Annotated in this window: 20 protein-coding genes and 1 pseudogene; 5 read left to right on the plus strand and 16 right to left on the minus strand. The window is 61.7% G+C overall.

Going from position 1 to position 16280, the window contains the following annotated elements; translation table 11 throughout:
• Window positions 1-7 precede the first annotated feature (7 nt).
• The 6 genes from MJ8_RS23490 to MJ8_RS23515 all read right to left on the minus strand — a co-directional run bounded on the left by MJ8_RS23490 (window position 8) and on the right by MJ8_RS23515 (window position 4534).
• Complete coding sequence (locus tag MJ8_RS23490; RefSeq protein WP_201411084.1) at window positions 8-844, minus strand: universal stress protein; 837 nt, start codon at window positions 842-844, stop codon at window positions 8-10.
• Window positions 845-891: 47 nt separating this feature from the next.
• The gene (locus MJ8_RS23495) at window positions 892-1719 is read right to left on the minus strand and encodes a universal stress protein (protein ID WP_201411085.1); all 828 of its coding nucleotides are present in this window, start codon (window positions 1717-1719) and stop codon (window positions 892-894) included.
• Window positions 1720-1918: 199 nt separating this feature from the next.
• Window positions 1919-3325 (minus strand): Do family serine endopeptidase, encoded by a 1407-nt coding sequence (locus MJ8_RS23500; protein ID WP_201411086.1) that lies wholly within the window; start codon window positions 3323-3325, stop codon window positions 1919-1921.
• The gene (locus tag MJ8_RS23505) at window positions 3322-3648 is read right to left on the minus strand and encodes a c-type cytochrome (RefSeq protein ID WP_201411087.1); all 327 of its coding nucleotides are present in this window, start codon (window positions 3646-3648) and stop codon (window positions 3322-3324) included. Before MJ8_RS23505 ends, MJ8_RS23500 begins: the two co-directional genes overlap by 4 nt.
• A 308-nt stretch (window positions 3649-3956) precedes the next feature.
• On the minus strand, window positions 3957-4340 hold the full coding sequence (locus MJ8_RS23510) for a phasin family protein (protein WP_201411088.1): 384 nt from the start codon (window positions 4338-4340) through the stop codon (window positions 3957-3959).
• On the minus strand, window positions 4337-4534 hold the full coding sequence (locus MJ8_RS23515) for a hypothetical protein (RefSeq protein WP_201411089.1): 198 nt from the start codon (window positions 4532-4534) through the stop codon (window positions 4337-4339). The genes MJ8_RS23510 and MJ8_RS23515 overlap by 4 nt, the downstream gene beginning before the upstream one ends.
• 176 nt (window positions 4535-4710) lie before the next feature.
• On the opposite strand from MJ8_RS23515, the gene MJ8_RS23520 reads away from it, so the two are divergent.
• Both MJ8_RS23520 and MJ8_RS23525 read left to right on the plus strand, forming a co-directional pair.
• A complete protein-coding gene (locus MJ8_RS23520; protein ID WP_201415559.1) occupies window positions 4711-5244 on the plus strand; it encodes a flavin reductase family protein in 534 nt (177 codons plus the stop codon).
• A 100-nt stretch (window positions 5245-5344) separates the two neighbouring features.
• Window positions 5345-6172, plus strand: a complete 828-nt coding sequence (locus tag MJ8_RS23525) for a universal stress protein (protein ID WP_201411090.1) — start codon at window positions 5345-5347, stop codon at window positions 6170-6172.
• A 268-nt stretch (window positions 6173-6440) separates the two neighbouring features.
• On the opposite strand, the gene MJ8_RS23530 is transcribed toward MJ8_RS23525, so the two are convergent.
• The 3 genes from MJ8_RS23530 to MJ8_RS32810 form a co-directional block, all read right to left on the minus strand.
• Complete coding sequence (locus tag MJ8_RS23530) at window positions 6441-7091, minus strand: BON domain-containing protein (protein ID WP_201411091.1); 651 nt, start codon at window positions 7089-7091, stop codon at window positions 6441-6443.
• 137 nt (window positions 7092-7228) lie between these two features.
• Window positions 7229-9067 (minus strand): ATP-dependent zinc metalloprotease FtsH, encoded by a 1839-nt coding sequence (gene ftsH, locus MJ8_RS23535; protein WP_201411092.1) that lies wholly within the window; start codon window positions 9065-9067, stop codon window positions 7229-7231.
• A 27-nt stretch (window positions 9068-9094) separates the two neighbouring features.
• A complete protein-coding gene (locus MJ8_RS32810; RefSeq protein WP_412177072.1) occupies window positions 9095-9589 on the minus strand; it encodes a sigma factor-like helix-turn-helix DNA-binding protein in 495 nt (164 codons plus the stop codon).
• A gap of 321 nt (window positions 9590-9910) precedes the next feature.
• Here MJ8_RS32810 and MJ8_RS32815 point away from each other — a divergent pair, with 321 nt between their 5' ends.
• The 3 genes and pseudogenes from MJ8_RS32815 to MJ8_RS32395 form a co-directional block, all read left to right on the plus strand.
• Window positions 9911-11023 carry an NRAMP family divalent metal transporter gene (locus MJ8_RS32815; protein ID WP_412177127.1) on the plus strand — a complete coding sequence of 371 codons (1113 nt, stop codon included), beginning with the start codon at window positions 9911-9913 and terminating at the stop codon, window positions 11021-11023.
• 254 nt (window positions 11024-11277) lie between these two features.
• Window positions 11278-11352: a ChaB family protein gene (locus tag MJ8_RS32685; protein ID WP_318528220.1), complete on the plus strand. Its 75-nt coding sequence runs from the start codon at window positions 11278-11280 to the stop codon at window positions 11350-11352.
• 675 nt (window positions 11353-12027) lie between these two features.
• Window positions 12028-12227 (plus strand): annotated as a pseudogene (locus MJ8_RS32395) (conjugal transfer protein TraD); the annotation flags it as partial.
• Window positions 12228-12456: 229 nt separating this feature from the next.
• On the opposite strand, the gene MJ8_RS23555 reads toward MJ8_RS32395, so the two are convergent.
• The 7 genes from MJ8_RS23555 to MJ8_RS23580 all read right to left on the minus strand — a co-directional run bounded on the left by MJ8_RS23555 (window position 12457) and on the right by MJ8_RS23580 (window position 16086).
• On the minus strand, window positions 12457-13539 hold the full coding sequence (locus MJ8_RS23555) for a site-2 protease family protein (protein ID WP_201411094.1): 1083 nt from the start codon (window positions 13537-13539) through the stop codon (window positions 12457-12459).
• A gap of 511 nt (window positions 13540-14050) precedes the next feature.
• A complete protein-coding gene (locus MJ8_RS23560) occupies window positions 14051-14221 on the minus strand; it encodes a hypothetical protein (protein ID WP_201411095.1) in 171 nt (56 codons plus the stop codon).
• Between the two features lie 153 nt (window positions 14222-14374).
• Window positions 14375-14584: a ChaB family protein gene (locus tag MJ8_RS23565; protein WP_201411096.1), complete on the minus strand. Its 210-nt coding sequence runs from the start codon at window positions 14582-14584 to the stop codon at window positions 14375-14377.
• Window positions 14585-14730: 146 nt separating this feature from the next.
• Window positions 14731-14874 (minus strand): 2Fe-2S iron-sulfur cluster-binding protein, encoded by a 144-nt coding sequence (locus MJ8_RS32820; protein WP_201411097.1) that lies wholly within the window; start codon window positions 14872-14874, stop codon window positions 14731-14733.
• A 6-nt stretch (window positions 14875-14880) separates the two neighbouring features.
• The gene (locus MJ8_RS32825) at window positions 14881-15078 is read right to left on the minus strand and encodes a nitroreductase family protein (protein WP_412177073.1); all 198 of its coding nucleotides are present in this window, start codon (window positions 15076-15078) and stop codon (window positions 14881-14883) included.
• Window positions 15015-15431: a nitroreductase family protein gene (locus tag MJ8_RS23575; protein WP_201411098.1), complete on the minus strand. Its 417-nt coding sequence runs from the start codon at window positions 15429-15431 to the stop codon at window positions 15015-15017. Before MJ8_RS23575 ends, MJ8_RS32825 begins: the two co-directional genes overlap by 64 nt.
• Before the next feature lie 10 nt (window positions 15432-15441).
• Window positions 15442-16086, minus strand: a complete 645-nt coding sequence (locus tag MJ8_RS23580) for a hypothetical protein (RefSeq protein ID WP_201411099.1) — start codon at window positions 16084-16086, stop codon at window positions 15442-15444.
• Window positions 16087-16280: the final 194 nt, after the last annotated feature.

Consider the following 16280-nt stretch of genomic DNA (forward strand, 5'->3'; position numbering starts at 1 on the left):
CCCGGGCCTAGTGCGACATCAGTACCGGCAAGCGCAGATCCGACAATATCCCATCGGTCGCGCCGCCGAGCACAAAGTCACGGATACGAGAATGGCCCCACCCGCCCATGACAAGGAGCTTGCCGTTGATCCTCAAGGCATGGTCCTCGAGCGCGGCGCCGATCTCATTGTCGCCGGCGAGGATCTGCTCGACCTTGGCAGGCAGGCCCCTCGCCGCCAGGCCATCCGCCAAACGATCGCCTGCATCTTCGTGAGGCAGAACTTTTTCGTCCGTCACGGTGACGATCGATATCGTTGATGCCCGTTCCAAAAACGGCCGGGCGTCGGCCACGGCTCTTGCGGCGACGCGGCTGCCGTCCCAGGCGATCACCACGTGATCGAGCGCGCCGACATCTTCATCCCCCGGGAGAACCAAGGTCGGCCGGCCGGAGTTGAACACGACTTCCTCGGCGATCGCACGGATTGACTGGACGTTGTGCGCCCAACTCACCATGCAAAGATCAAAGTAGCGCCCTTCCCTGGCAGCGGTTTCCCCGATGAAGGCCGGTTGGGCTTTCAGCGCCTGGCTGGTCAGAGCGAGGTTGCATCGAGCGGCTTCCGCCGCGATGGCGTCCAGGAAAGCCTTGCCACGGTTCCTGCTCGCCGCATTGGCCTCGCGGATCTTTGCGGGGAGGTCTAGCAAGAGGCTGGACAACGCGTTCGAGACGTCGGGAATATCGACGTTGATGACGGTCGCATCAAGGGTGGCGCCGAGTTGGTTTGCAACCGCCACCGCATTCGCAGCAACCTTGGGGCCCGGCGGATCCGGATAAGTCGGCAGGAGCAGGGCTGTTAAGAGTTGCATGGGAGTTATCTCCTTCGAAAGGGTGGAGCCTAGGCCGCCGCGGCCATTCAGTACGAAAGCAGCCTGTGGAACGAGCCCGAGCTGAGCAGGGACCTCGTCGCGCCGCCGAACGCCCACTCGCGGAAACGGCTATGGCCATAACCGCCGGCAACGATGAGATCGGCGCCGATACGGTCGGCTTCGGCGATGATGGAGTTCCCGACCGAGACCCCTTCGCCCTCGAACCGCTGGGATCTCGCCTTGACGCCATGCTTCATCAGGAAGCGCACCACGTCCGCCGTGCCATCCGGCGCGACGACCGTTCCGTCCTCAGCCGCGTTGAAAACGGTCACTTCCTTGGCATTGCGCAGGAAGGGCATCGCATCGACGACCGCCCGCCGCGCTTCGCGGCAATCCTTCCAGGCGACCATCGCCCTCTCGCCCTTGAAGGGCGCAAGGCCGTCGGCCGCAAACAGAACAGGCCTGCCCAGGGACAACACCAACGCGCCCGGATCCGCGGTTCGTTGGTAGTCGCCGGCCGCAGCCGCGGTCGGCGCTCCGGTGATCACCAGATCGGCCGCACGAGCGTGCAGGGCAACGGCGCGCGTCGGATCATCGAGTTCCGACCGCCATGACGCGCGCTCGTCGTTGCCGGCCACGTTGAGGAACTCCTCCTTGAGCTTCCTGATGCGCTCCTCGATGTCGTGGGTTCGGTAGCGCAGAACCTCCGCGACCAACGGGGAGGATTCGCTGGGCGAGACCAGAGCGGAGGGCTCGGCCGCAACCAACGCTATGAGATCCGCCTCGAACCTCTTCGCGATCTGCTGCGCGAAAAGCAGGCGCGGTGTAGCCGGAGCATCGATATCAAGCTGGACAAGTATCGTCGTGTAGATCATATCCGGACTCCATAAGAGGCGGCTAGATCAACACGATTGAAACTGCCCTGCTTTGATGTGCATCAAAGTGATGGCGTAGCCGCGGCCAGCGAAAGCGTCGACCCACTCGAGGTCATGGCTGACGGCGAGGTAGCCGCACAAGAGGCCGTAATCTCCCAATGACAGGTGAGCTGCGACTACTGAAGTTCGCCATGTTGGCTCATGGAATGACGACGTACTGCGTTCCGCCAGCGTGAAAAACCCCCAGCAGCAAGAGCCTGTCAAAGTTACCCGCCGTTTGCACCACTTGCATTGCCGAGTGGACCGATTGCTGTCCGACGCTGACGATAAAGTCGCCTGCTATCAACCCTGCGGCCGCGGCGCTGCTTTCCGGATCGACGGCAACAATCTCGGCTCCGTCCGTCTGCCCGTAGGCTGCGGATTCCGGCGAGATATCGGCCAACACCATGCCCGACAGCAACCCCGTCCCTTTGACGAGCAACGGGCTGATCGTGTTTGTGTCCGTAAGCTGCACGGTCAATTCCAGCGGCTTGTTCTTTCTAAGAATTGAGAGCCGCGTCTTTGCGCCGACCCTGAGCGCGCCAATCGCGGTTCGAAGACCCGTGTCACTTTGAATCGGTTGTCCGTCGATCGCCACCACGACGTCACCAGCAAGAACACCGGCATTGCCCGCGGAGGATCCTTCTACGACCCCGCTCACGAGCGCGCCGGCCGTGACCTTCGAATTCAGCGCTTGTGCCAGCAATGGGGTGAGATCCTGGATCAGGATACCCAATTCCCCGCGCCGGATCGTCCCGTGGGCGATCAATTCTCCCATGACCTGCTTAGCCATGTTGATGGGTATGGCGAAACCAATGCCGACATTGCCGCCCGCTGGACCGACAAGCGCGCTGTTGATGCCCACCAGCTCGCCCTGGAGGTTGACCAGCGCGCCACCCGAATTGCCTGGGTTGATGGAGGCATCCGTCTGGATGAAGTCCTCCAGTCCTTCGGATCCCAGCCCTGAACGTCCCAAGGCGCTGACGATGCCCAAAGTGACGGTTTGACTGAGGCCGAACGGGTTGCCGACGGCCGCGACGTAATCGCCTACCCTCAATCTGCTGGACTCTCCCAAAGGCACCGCCATCAAATTGCCTGCTGGTATTTGCAGGACCGCGATGTCGGTCGGCTGATCCGTGCCGACGACCTTGGCCGGGAACGATCGGCGATCCAACAAGGTTACGACGATCTCATCGGCATTCTCCAGCAGGTGATTGTTGGTCAGCACGTAGCCATCCTTGGAATCCACGATCACCCCTGACCCCGCTGTCTGAAACGAACGCTCCGCGGGTGACGGTTGCTCCGGAAGTCCGAAGAACTTGCGCAAGAAGGGGTCCGACAGGCTCGCATCCGCATTGCCGTTCAGCCTTCCCTTGACGCTGATGCTGACGACAGCCGGAACGACCCGTTCGAGCATTGGCGCCAGCGATGGAGGATCATTGCCAAGGACGGGCAGCCCGGCGGCCCAGACCGCGGAGAATGTGGAGAAAACGGCGACGGCTGCTGCGAGCAGAACCGCGCGCAACGCGTTCCAGACTGTGCCCGCCAACGATTGGACCGGCATCATCGACCGAGGCTCTTGATGTAGCCAATAATGGCTTCGGCCTGATCAGGAGTGGCCACGAACTCCGGCATGTCCGGGTGACCGGTGGAAATGCCCTCGGCCAACGCCTCTTGCAAGTCTTCGATCGGGTAGCGCAGGCGCAATGTGCGGAAAGGCGGAGCGTCCGGGTGAATGCTTGCCCCTGTCCGGCTGACCGCGTGACAGCGCGCGCAGTTGGCTTCGACCAATCTCTTGCCATAGGCGATCAGTGAACCGTCGCCCGCCCAGGCGGGCAATGCGAAAGCAACTGCAAACGGCACGAGCGTGAATGCTGTTCTGCGTTTCATAGCCACCGATTACGGGGCAAATGAACGCCGGGCCTTGATTTGAGTCAAACTGCCATAAGCTCACTGCCGCTGGATGACGTACGTGCCCGGGGGCCGTGCAAGTCGCCTTCAGGCGGCCCGAGAAGCCGGGCCCACCAGCCCGCAGCGGAAGAGTTCGTCCGGTAGCGGCTGCGGTTGCGAGCTTTGCTACGGCCAAGCCGCGCCCGGATCTCCCCGGATCTCTCCGGTCCGGCGCCTTGTGTTGACAACTCGAGACGGGGATTCGCTCCCCCAACGATCGCCGCCCCCTTTCCCTGATCGCAGCATTTTCAGGTCGCAAGCGTCGCCGTGGCCATGTCATCCACTGTTGTTTCCGCTTCCTTGCGGACTTGTCCGGCTGTGTCCGCGGCCAGCCTGGCACCGACAGATGCGAAGTTGGCGGCCTCGTTCGCGTAGTCGCAAGTGGCATTCTGGATGAAGTTCACGAACACGTCGAAGGCATCCGCGAATTCGTCGCCGCCCGTCAGTTTCTCGACAAGCCTGAGTTCATCCTCGAATCGCCGTTTGAGGAAGGACACGCTTTCGATCTGATAGCGCAACAGTGCGCGGATCGAGTGTGCTTGCATGGTGGCGACGGCGCTCAGGAATTTTTGGCTGGTCTGGACGAAAGGCGCCAGCTCGGGCGCACGAAACTCTTCCGGATTTCTGATCATGATGGCTTTCCCTTCGCTCCGCGCTGCAGAGATTTGTTTTCGGCCGACTCGGCCGGAGAGCGGCGGCTGGCGCTATGGCTTGCCGACAAGCGTTCACTCTCCCGGAAGGACGCGGATTCGAAATAGATCGCTGCTCCGGCGATAAATCCGAGGACGAGCACAGCGCCCCAGAGCAAGATATCTTCAGCGGACATGGACGAATTCCTTGTTTGCCCATCCAATCATCGCAGGGCCGGCGCAAGCCACATTGATTGTAATCAACAGGGTTCATCATCCGGCATCTCGCTTTGACGCTGATCAAGGCGGGGACCGGCGATGGCGGCGACAAGACCAGGAAAACCAGCCGCTCGATGCCAAGCGAGGGAAGGATATGAAGAAATTGCCGATTGCCGAAGTCTATCGGCTCATCGAACCCGGCCCGGTCGTTCTGCTCTCGACGCGATCCGGGCAGGGCCGCGCGAATGTCATGACCATGTCGTGGCACATGATGGTGGCGGTCGCACCGCCGACGATTGCCTGCGTCGTGTCAAGCAATGACCTCTCGTTCTTCGCCTTGCGTCAGACCAAGGAGTGCGTCATTGCAATCCCTGCCGTCGGGCTCGCCGAGAAGGTCGTGAAGGTCGGCAATTGCTCCGGACGCGATACGGACAAGTTTGCAACCGCATGGTTGACGCCGCTTCCCGCCGAACGGGTGTCGGCGCCGCTTGTGGCCGAGTGCTTCGCCAACCTCGAATGCCGCGTGGTCGATACGCGGCTGGTCAACAAGTACAATCTGTTCGTGTTGGAAGTCCTCGAAGCCTGGATCGATCCGGGCCAGCCAAAGCCGAAAACTTTCCATCATGTCGGGAACGGCGGCTTCGTCGTCGATGGTGAGGTGATCCACTTCGAATCACGAGTGCCCTAAGACGCGCCACAGCAGAGAGGATTTTGATCCGCATCAAGGCGCGAGGGCTTCCTCTCAATAGCATCAGCTCATCCAAAAAATCGAACCGGAAGCGCGTGCGATGAGCTACAAATCAATCCTCCTGAACCTCAACATTGATGGTCCGATCGAACCGCTGGCACGGATAGGTGTAAGCCTAGCCAAGCGCTTCGACGCCCGCTTGATCGGGTTCTGCGCGGCGGATGCTCCATTGCCGGTGACCATGGCGCCCGAGGGCGCGGCGATAGCCGCCGAGATTTGGGAGCAGTCAAGGGACGAAATCCGACGCCGCCTCATCGACCTGAGTGGCGAGTTCGGCAATCTGGTCGCCGGCGCGGTCGAGACAGGCTGGCACGGAGAGATCGAAAATCCGGACCGTGCCTTGGCCAGGAAAGCCCGTATGTGCGACATTGTCGTCACCGACGCCTCCCGGGGCGCATCCACGGGGGACTCTTACCGCATGGCCGATCCAGGCTCGTTGGTGCTGCGCGCCGGCCGGCCGGTCCTGGTCGCCGCCCATGGCGCGACGGATTTGCCGGCCCGACGGATCGTGGTGGCATGGAAAGACACCCGAGAAGCAAGACGTGCGGTCGCTGACGCTGTGCCGCTCATGGCAATGGCCAGCGAGGTCACGATCGTGGCGATCGACCGCCATCCCGACGACTGGATCAGGGACAGCGTCCATGACGTGTCGACTTTCCTGGCCGGCCACGGGATCAAGGCGCGTACCGAGATCATCAAGACGGACGATGACGAACACAATCGCCTGGTCGATTTCTTCGCCTCGGTGAGTGCCGAACTTGTCGTGTCGGGCGCCTACGGCCACAGCCGGCTGAGGGAGTGGGTATTCGGTGGCGTTACCCGCTCACTGCTCGACGAGGTGTGGCTAAACCGGCTGATGTCGAATTGACGCTGATGACGGGGCTCGCGTCCGCAGGAACCGGCGAGACACCATTGAAGATGGCGGAGTGGCATTTGCGAGAAGGGCTTGGCCATATCTGCCGTCAGTACGAACTCATCGAGAGATTAAGGGCTAGAAGGCTGCCTATGAAAAGGCGGAGCACTTGCTTGCCGTCCTGGAGTCCATCCAAGCGAATGAGGCCATTTCCGCTGCCGGGGTAACAAAAGGAAATGCCGGCGCTTGGATCGCCGGCATCTCGAAGGTGACGACCTGCCTATCAGCCGATCGTGATCCGGTCCTCGACCGTCTTCACGCCAGCCGCCGCCCAGGCGGCGCGCTCGGCCGCCCGGCGTTCCGACCAGGCATGCACCCGGCCTTCGAGCCTGACCGCGCCATTGTCGAGGACGTTGACCTTGATCTCCTGCGCCTCGAGTTCCGCGGTGCGTTTCAGCGCGTTCTCGATGCGCTGCTTGATGTCATAGGTCGATGGCCGCGGCTTGATCTCGATCTGGTTGCTCACGCCGACAACGCCGGCGAGATGACGCACGGCATCTTCCGCCGCGGTCTTCTGATAATGCCATTCGACCTTGCCAGTAAGCTTTACCCAACCGTCCTGCACGCGGATCTGCACCGCGCCGCTTGGAATGGACGCGTTCCAGGCGATCGTGTTGACGGCACGCTTGGCGATCTCGTCATCGGCCGTCCTGTTGGTGCCGAACGGACGGACTTCCATCTCCTGTGCGATGGCCTGGACGCCCTTGACGCTGCGCACGACGTCCTCGACCCGGACCTTCTGAGCGTAGGTCGGCACGTGGCCGCTCAGCGTCACAACACCGTTGTCGACTGCTACGCCGATATCCGCGGCATCGATGGCGGGATCGAAGTCGAGCTCATCGAGAATGTCTTGTCTCAGTGTGCTGTTGCTCATCTCGTACCTCACTGTTTGGGGAGCACGGTTGCTCCTGACTCGGGAAGTGTGGTTCTTGGCCGGCTCGATGACGTTGATCGCTGTCAAAGAGGAAGGATTTTGACGCTGAGTATTTCCTGCGTCTGTGCCACGTGAGCTTATGCCGGCACGGCGACCATATGTTCGGCCCGGACGGTCGACGAACCTTGGCGCCGCAACGGCGGAAAATCCTCAGGCGTAATCGTCTCGCGTTCGAGAAGCAGGCTGGCCCCTGCTTTGAGGTCGGCCATTCGGGATCTAAGCAATTCCTGCGCGGTCGAAAAGGCTTCGTCCAGCATCTGGCGAACGGCAACATCGACCTCCCGGGCAGTGGTTTCCGAATAGTCTCGCTGGCGCATCAGCCCGTCTCCAAGCCATTGCTGCTTCTGTTCCTCAAGCACGGCCTGGCCAAGGGCCGAGCTCATGCCGAAGCGTGTTACGCTCTGGCGCGCCACGTCTGTCGCCTTGGCAAGGTCGTCCGCTGCTCCGGTCGAAACCTCGCCATAGACGATATCCTCCGCCGCCCGGCCAGCCAGCAGCGCGACCATCCGCTCCTTCAGCTCGCTTTCGGTAATCAGGAAGCGATCGTCGGTCGGACGCTGCATGGTATAGCCGAGCGCGCCGATCGAGCGCGGGATGATCGACACCTTGTGCACGGGGTCTGTCTTGGGAAGCGCCGCAGCCGCAAGCGCGTGCCCCATCTCATGATAGGCGACCCTCTCGCGCTCGCCCGCATTGAGCAGCCTGCTCTTGCGTTCGGAACCGGCCACGATCCGCTCGACTGCATTCGTGAAATCATCCATCGTCACCTCGTCTGCATTGCGCCGGGTGGCGAAAATCGCGGCCTCGTTCACGAGATTGGCAAGGTCGGCCCCGGTGAAACCCGGGGTGATGGCCGCCACGTCACCGATATCCACGCCTGACGCCAACGCCACACTGCGGACATGCACCTTGAGGATGGCCTCGCGTCCCTTCCGGTCCGGCCTGTCGATCACCACCTGGCGATCGAAGCGGCCGGCGCGGGTCAGCGCCGGATCCAGGATTTCCGGCCGGTTGGTGGCTGCAAGAAGCACAATGCCGACGCGAGGGTCGAAGCCGTCCAGTTCCGACAAGAGTTGGTTGAGCGTCTGCTCCTTTTCATCGGTGCCGCCAAAGCCTGCAAAGGGGCTGCGCGCTCGCCCCAGCGCGTCCAGTTCGTCGATGAAAATGATGCATGGCGCGGCCTGTCTTGCCTGCTCGAAGAGATCCCGAACACGCGCGGCGCCCACGCCGACGAACATCTCGACGAACTCGGAACCCGAAATCGAGAAGAAGGGCACGCCCGCCTCGCCGGCCACCGCGCGCGCCATCAGCGTCTTGCCGGTTCCGGGCGGCCCGACCAGAAGAGTGCCCTTGGGGATGCGCGCCCCAAGGCGTCCATATTTGTCCTTGTCCCTCAGGAAGGAGACGATCTCCTGCAGTTCGATCTTGGCTTCGTCGACGCCGGCGACATCGTCGAAGGTCACGCCCGTTTGTCTCTCCACATAGACCTTGGCCTTGGACTTGCCGATGTTGATCAGACCTCCCATGCCTTGCCGTTCGGCGAAGCCGCGGAAAAGAAACATCCAGAGTCCAAAGAAAAGCAGCGCTGGTAAAATCCACGAAAGGATGGTGGTGAGCCAGTTGCTGTCGGTGCCACCCGACACCTTCACGCCGGCCTTCTCGAAGGCTTCTGCCGCAGCCGGGTCAACGCGTGCGGCGATGAAGAGGCTCTTGCCCTCCTGCGGCTCCCTGAACTGCCCCTGGATGGTCGTTTCAGTCAGCGTGACCGACGCGATCTTGCCTTCGCCGACGAGCCGCATGACGTCACTATAGGAGAGCTGCGTGACGTCGCGCCAACCTAGCCAAAGCTGGAGAAATCCGAACAGGACCAGCACGAGAAGAGCGTAGCCGATGTTGAAACTGTGCTTCCTGTCCATGGCTGTCTTCCGCGGAGCCGTGGGGCCTCAGCAGGCTTGGCGCAGCCAAAGCGCCGGCTTGCGGGCCGGTCGCTTCGAGTGCAAAGCCTGACCGAGTTTTGCCGACGCGTTGCTTGCCCTCTGCCGAACGGTCCGGAGATCGCATCCGCAAATTGCCGCGGCATCGGGTACCGAAAAACCGCAGGCATCCAAAAGGACAATGGCTTCACGCTCGGCAGGATGAAGTCCGCGCAGCAGAAATCTTGCGGTGCCGTCCACGCCGCAGGTTCGCAGCGCTGCCTGGCGCCCAGGAAGACGAGCCAGCCTCCTGGCGGTCTCATAACCATGAAATTCCCGATGCATAAGATTGAAAAGCAGCAGCCTGACATCGTCATGCGCTGCATGGCGGTCGCCTCTACAGGCGCGGACAAGCACTACCTCGACCAGCGCATCGGCCAGTTCCCGATCATCCGCGAGGCAAACGGCAAATGCTCGCAATTGGGGCAGAACCTCAAGCATATCGGATGCCGAAGGGGCAATCATGGAAGCCTCGCACCGCCGAAATTCAAGCGCATCCTATGCGCCCCACGCTCTCTTGGCTTTGAGCAAGGTCAAAGATCGTCGGACCGGTCGAGATTAGAACTGCGCGAATTCTTTTCCGGGCAGCCCATGGGTATCGTCGACGACAACATCAATGCAATGCCCGTGCGCGGCAAGTTGCGGAGTTTGCTCAGCCGCCTGAAGGAACACCCTCTCGCTCGTGTCGGACCCGGCTTGATCACCGGCGTGGCCGATGACGATCCCAGTGGAATTGCGACGTATTCGCAGGCGGGCGCCCAATTCGGCCTCAACATGCTTTGGACGATGCCGCTCTGCTTCCCGCTGATGGCGGCGGTCCAGTCCATGTGCGGGCGCATCGGCCGCGTTACGGGCAAGGGGCTCGCCGCCAACATAAAGGCGTTCTTCCCGCCCTTCGTGCTCAAATTCGTGGTTGTTTTGCTCCTGATCGCGAACACGCTGAACATCGCCGCGGACATAGCGGCCATGGGGGAAGTCGCGGAACTTGTCACCGGCATCAACAGGCATCTCGCCACGCTGGTCTTCACCTCCTGCACGTTGGTCCTGCAGGTGCTCGTTCCGTATCACCGCTATGTCAATTTCCTCAAATGGCTGACGCTGTCGCTGCTTGCCTATGCCGCAGTGCTCTTCACGGTGCACGTCCCGTGGAGCGAGGTGGCGCTTCGCACCGTGTGGCCCAAGCTTGCGCTCAATTCGGAGACCGCCACCATGGCGGTAGCGATCTTCGGCACGACCATCAGCCCCTATCTCTTTTTCTGGCAGGCCTCCGAGGAGGTCGAAGAGATGAAAGGCGATCCTCCTCTCATCCAGGATGGCGCCCGGTCGGGGATTGAACTGCGCCGGTTGCGCTGGGACACCTGGAGCGGGATGTTCTATTCGGATGCGACGTCCTACTTTATCATCCTGGCGACAGCGGTAACGCTGAACGTTGCCGGCATCACGAATATCGAGACCGCGGCGCAGGCCGCTAGCGCCCTGCAGCCGCTGGCAGGCGATTTCGCCTTCGTGCTCTTTGCCACCGGCATACTTGGCGTCGGATTGATCGGCGCGCCTGTCCTGGCGGGGTCGGCGGCGTATGCGCTTGCGGAGGCCATGGGATGGCAGGAGGGCCTGGAGCTCAAGGCCAGCGATGCCCGCGGCTTTTACAGTGTCATCGCAGTAAGCATCCTGGCAGCGCTGGCTATACAATATCTGCCCATCAGCCCGATGAGAGCCCTGTTCTGGAGCGCCGTCATCAATGGGGTCGTCGCCGTGCCGCTTATGATTGTTGTCATATTGCTGGCGTCAAGCCGATCGGTCATGGGACCTTTCACCTGCGGTTGGCCGATCGTCATGCTGGGTTGCATGGCGACGGCACTGATGGCCGGAGCGTCGGTCATGATGCTCCTGCCCGGCTAGGGCCGGCTTGCCGACACACCATGATTTTGCGCGAAATCAAGGTATCGGCCTCATCAACACCTAGAAGGATCCGATCACGCGCATGGATCGGTTCGGCGTCGCCCGACGATCGAGTTCGCCGGCGCCTGAGTTGATTTGGCGGAGAGACCCGGAAGTGTGGCTATGCCATTTGCATCAATCGAGGACCTTCCCCCGCAGATCCGCGTGCGCCTTCCCCTGCACGCAAGGCCGACCGCGGCGAGAAGCGGGAGGAAATCGCCCATCGGGTCGCATGGTCTGCGGTGAAGCATCGCTACCGCAAGGGAGGAGATGCATGGGAGCCGCTGTGACCGACTGATTTTCGAGGGATTGATCGATGTCAAATCCTTCGCCTCAAATCCTGCATATGTCTGGCGATCGGGCATTTGAGGTAACCGCGCTCAATGAGAAACGCCGTAGCGAGGCTTGTCGACACATGCAACGCCGAAAGAAGCAAGGGATCTGACTTTCCAACCATCTGGAGAGAGGTGCTGAAGGCGCACCCATGCGTGCGCGGGCAACCGGTTCAAGACAGCGGAGAGAGCGGCCCGCTGTTGAGGATACCTTTGATCACCGGCCAGTTTCTCGTCTTCACCGGTTCGCATTTCTCCCTCTTGTGAGCACGGCACAAAACAGCTCGAGCACTGGCAATTCCTTGACTTGATGAGGATCAATGTCTTTGCGCCCGGCTGTCTTGATGCCGACAGCAATGGATGGGAGAAGCGAAATGGCAGGCAAAAGTGCAGCAGCTTGGCTAACTGGTGATCGCCATCGGCGGTGATCGGCTCACCGCCGATGAACTGGCCGGTGCGCTGATCGCAATCGCCGAAACAAGGGACGCCGCAAAGCGCGCGGCATCGGCTAAGTATCGGATGAGGTTTTCGAGAGCGGGTCCAGGAGAACTGCTCCGGTACCTTAGCGCAACGTGCGCAGCACTCCAGCACAACCGGGCAGCACGCCGGCAAGCGGCACAGGCTCGCAATGACATGCGCACCTGGCAGGTCGAGCGCCGCAAGCGCACACGACATCTTGTCGAACTCGGCGGCCTCGTCGCCAGGCAGGCATCGTCGAACTCACCGCTGATGATCGCGCCATCATTTACTGGGCGCTACTGTGGTTTGCCGACAAGCTCAAAAGCGAAGATCGCGAGTACGCGCGAAGCCTATGGAGTACAAAGGCAAGCAGGCGTTCCGGGACAACTAGACGCCAAACCGCTCCCGCATTTGCGCGGCCTTGCCCATTCGTCCCGGGGTGCGCGCTCCATTATTTCAAAGGCGGCCTGTTGGACAAAGGGCAGCTCCGCGAGGCGGTACTGGCGATGCGCCGCGAAGCGCGCCTGGTTCTCGCAATCCCACCTACGACTGCCACTCACACGCTACCCATTAAGCACACAGAATGCTGCCAATCGAGATCCGTCAGCTTGCGGCGGCGCTTCGCAGCAGCATGAGCTCGCCGATGTTTTCGGTGATGACATAGCCGACCAAACGTCCCTTGGCATCCACCACGCCGACGGCAGGTACAGCTCCACTCTTCAAGGGCTTGAGCGCCTTGATGAGCTTCTCATGGTCGCGGATCACCGGGATATTTGCGGCCATTGCCTCGACCAAAGGAGCCTCACCGCCGCGCTGCTGCAGTCCGGCGACGAGCCCCTCGCGCGTCAGCACCCCGCGCAGCCTGCCGCCCCGGTCGACGATCGGGAACTCGTGTTGCGTCGTGCGCAACAGGGCCTGCGCCGCCTCGTCGAGGGTCGCGATCGCCGGCAGGCTTTCGAAACGGCTGATCATGACGTCGCGCACGTTAACGGCACGCGCCGCTGCCTCGAGCCCCGCCGCCTGCGTTTCCGCGGTCGCGGCGAGATAGACGAAGATCGCGACGAATATGAGCAGGACGTTGCCGACGACAAGGCCGATGAAGCCGAAGGCGAAGGCGGCGAACTGACCGACGATCCCTGCAATCTCCGTCGCGCGCAAGCGATTGTAGCGCGTGGCGAGTAAGGCGCGCAGCACGCGCCCGCCATCCATCGGAAATGGCGGAATGAGGTTGAAAAGGACCAGCCAGATGTTGACGGCGGCGACGCGGGCCACCAACGCGACACGCGGGTTGTCCATCGAGGTCAGCGCGTCGATGCCGGCTGTGGCGCCGATCACGACGATCAGGAGGGCAGCGATGACGACATTGACCATCGGCCCAGCGAGCGCCACGACGACCTCTTCCAACGGCTTCTCGGGCAGGCGCTCCAGCTCTGCGACGCCGCCGATAGGCAAAAGCTTGATCTTTGGCGTTCGGATGCCATAGCGCCTAGCGGCAGCGGCATGGCCAAGCTCGTGCAATACCACGCAGGCGAATACGGCGGCCGTGAAGCCGACCCCTTCGATCGCAGCTGACGTTCCACCCTCCTGGAAATAGGCGATGCCGATCCAAGCGAGCAGCAGCAGGAAAGTCAGGTGGATGCGGATCTCGGTGTCACCCACACGGAGGATCGGGTAGGACCACTGCATGATGTTCCTCCATCGGGGCGGCGCCCAAGCCGGCCCATTTAGGCTGCTTCTGGCGGCGCATCTATCGCCCAGTTCCGTTAGCCATTCCCGAGCTCAACGTGTCCCGTGGAGGGTTGGCCGAGGTGGACGGACTGAGGCGGCACGGCCCCAGAGGTTGAGAATGGCTCCCTTGCCGAAGCCTCGCCGCAAGTGGTAGCACGATCCGGGAATTGCTGAGCCGCCATCTCCTGTGCCCATATAGCGAGCACGCTCTGGCGTGTCGCCTCGGCAACAAGGCAGTATCCTCTCGGGTCGAGGATCGATAGCACGGCGTGATCGTCTTTGCGCGCCAAGCGAAAGGCGCGGTCGATTACGTCCAGGCAAGCGGCCAATTGGCCAACGCTTGGCAGACGCGTGTTACGGAGCATGTCGGAAAGCCGGAAGGCTTCGAGGCCACGCTCGGGGATGCTGGTACCCTCCCGACCCAGTTCGAAGAAGACGCTGACGACAGGGAGCATGCTCCGGATCGACGCTAGGATTGCCATTCCTGCGGATTGCAGGCGGCCAGATCCGGCGCATCTGGCGGACCTGGTTCCGCCGATGGCGAAAGCCCCAGCGAATGCGCGATCTCATGTTCCAGCCATTGCCGGACTTCCGGCGGAGCAGTTCTGATTTGCTCGGGGCTTAAGGTGATGCCGACCATGATAGCGTCTCCCATTGTTCCCCAGCATCAAGGCAGAATGCGTGCGCAAGGACCTTGATGCGCATCAAGTCCGACATGGCCGCGGTACCGAGCCGAGGTCGCTCGGACGCCGAGGCTGGGAAGAGAAAGCATGACTGAATCGAAAGCAGCGGCTCACAACGGCGACCACATGTTTCCTTCCTTGCGGTAACGCCGCTTCACCGCCGCCCATGCGACTCGGTGGGCGATTTCCTCGCGCCTCGCGCCGCGGTCTGCATATTCGTTCCAGGCGTTGTTAAAGGCAGCGCGGTAGATTTCTTGCGCATGCAGCGGAAGATGCTCACTGATTGGCGGCGGAAGATCCTCAATCGACCCGTATGGCATCAGCTGACACTTTCATGTTTCGGAGCTAGTGGCTGCATTGCGGGACAGTCAGCCCCCACAAATGATCCGGGGCATCTCGTAGCTGTCGGGAAGGGTGATGCCTTGACTTCGCGCAAAGTCAGGCGTGTCCTTGGCCCGCCCCGAGCCTAGCAGGCGCCGCATGCGCCATGGCCGCAGCCAAAGAGCACGCCTGTCAGTCCAAGGCTATCGCGGAGCAAGGCGAGCAGCGAGGAGTCTGCCAGGAGATCGATGTCCCGCTCCCTATCATTGATCGTAGCGCGGACAAGCACAGGACGTCATCGGCACCAGACCATCCTGGCCTTCTCCCGGGGCGTCGGCGCCGGGAGCGCCAGAGGATGGCCAAGGATGACGGGCGCGGCCGGGTGCCAGTCAGCGGGAATGCCGAGCTCGGTCTTGACGGACGGATCGCTCAGCCATGCGCGTGCAAGGCCGATCCAACACGTACCCAGACCCTTCGCGTGCGCTGCCAGCATGAAATTTTCGGCGGCAAGGCAACAGTCTTCCGACGACTGGCTTTCACCGTTGATGGCGCAGATGATGACGAGCACGGCCGCCCGTGAAATATTTCAAAGGCTGGATCGGCAACATGCGTGGCAAGCGGCGAATCTGAGGGAAGATGCGCCAGCGCGTAGCGCCTTGCCTGTGCCGACAGTGCATGCAGGCGTTCCGTTCCGCGCACGACGGCAAAGGCCCAAGGCTGAAGATTGACGGCGCTCGGCGCGAGGATGGCTGCCCCAACAAGCTCTTCAATGGTGACATCGTCGACGGGCTCGCCCGTAAACGCCCGCACTGCACGCCGCGTCCGCAATGCATCCATCAATTCCATGCCACGCTCCTCATTTGTATTCGCTAATCGGTGTGCCGTTCCGCGGTTGCGCCAGTGCGAGAAGACCGTCCGCTCCGTCCAGGAGCGATACGGATGGCCGAAGCAATCCCTCGAGACATTTTGCAAAGCCGTTTTGCACCTCGGCCGGTGGCGCTGCGGAGATTTTGTAGGACCACGTGCTTCCCGACCCCGCGGTGGCCAAGGTCAATTCGAAGTCGCCTCCGACGAAGGCTTGCAGGAAGTTACGGGCTACGACCCGGTCGAGCGTCGCTGCCATGATCCCGCCGTCCTTGTGGACTTCGTAATCCATATCGTCGGCGGACCGGAAAGTATGGGATGTGAATGTTGCAGCCGAGAGATCCAAGAGCTGGAGCTCTTCCGACATCGGTTGGTGCGCGGCCATCATCGTTATGAAGCCGATTGCGACGGACGCATTCGACTTGTCGTAGCCGGCGAATGCGGTGAACTCGACCAATTCCGGCGTCGCTGGATTTTGCATGTCGAGTGTGATTTCGCAGATCTTTGCGTCGTTTGTTTCGTCGAAATTGTAGGCGTAGCTGACAGCGTCAGGCACGATCGGATCGGCGAGAGCCGCTGACGGGATTATCCCAGCAACACCGGCCACAAGTACAGCCCGGGCGATCGGCGACTTCATCATGCCCTCCCTCTCGCGGAGTAGGTTTGCCAAGAATATCCGCGCTCGCCGCTGCCTTGATTGATCGGGGTCAAGAATGACGAAATCGATCCAATGAGCTCGCTGTGGGTGTCAGATGCCGGCGTCTCACGTTCGTCCGCATTGACATAGTGCCGCAGCCCCTCTCGTTGCCTTCGGCAGCAACAAGCATGCGA

Origin of the sequence: Mesorhizobium sp. J8 (assembly GCF_016591715.1) — a bacterium.
GTDB lineage: Bacteria > Pseudomonadota > Alphaproteobacteria > Rhizobiales > Rhizobiaceae > Mesorhizobium.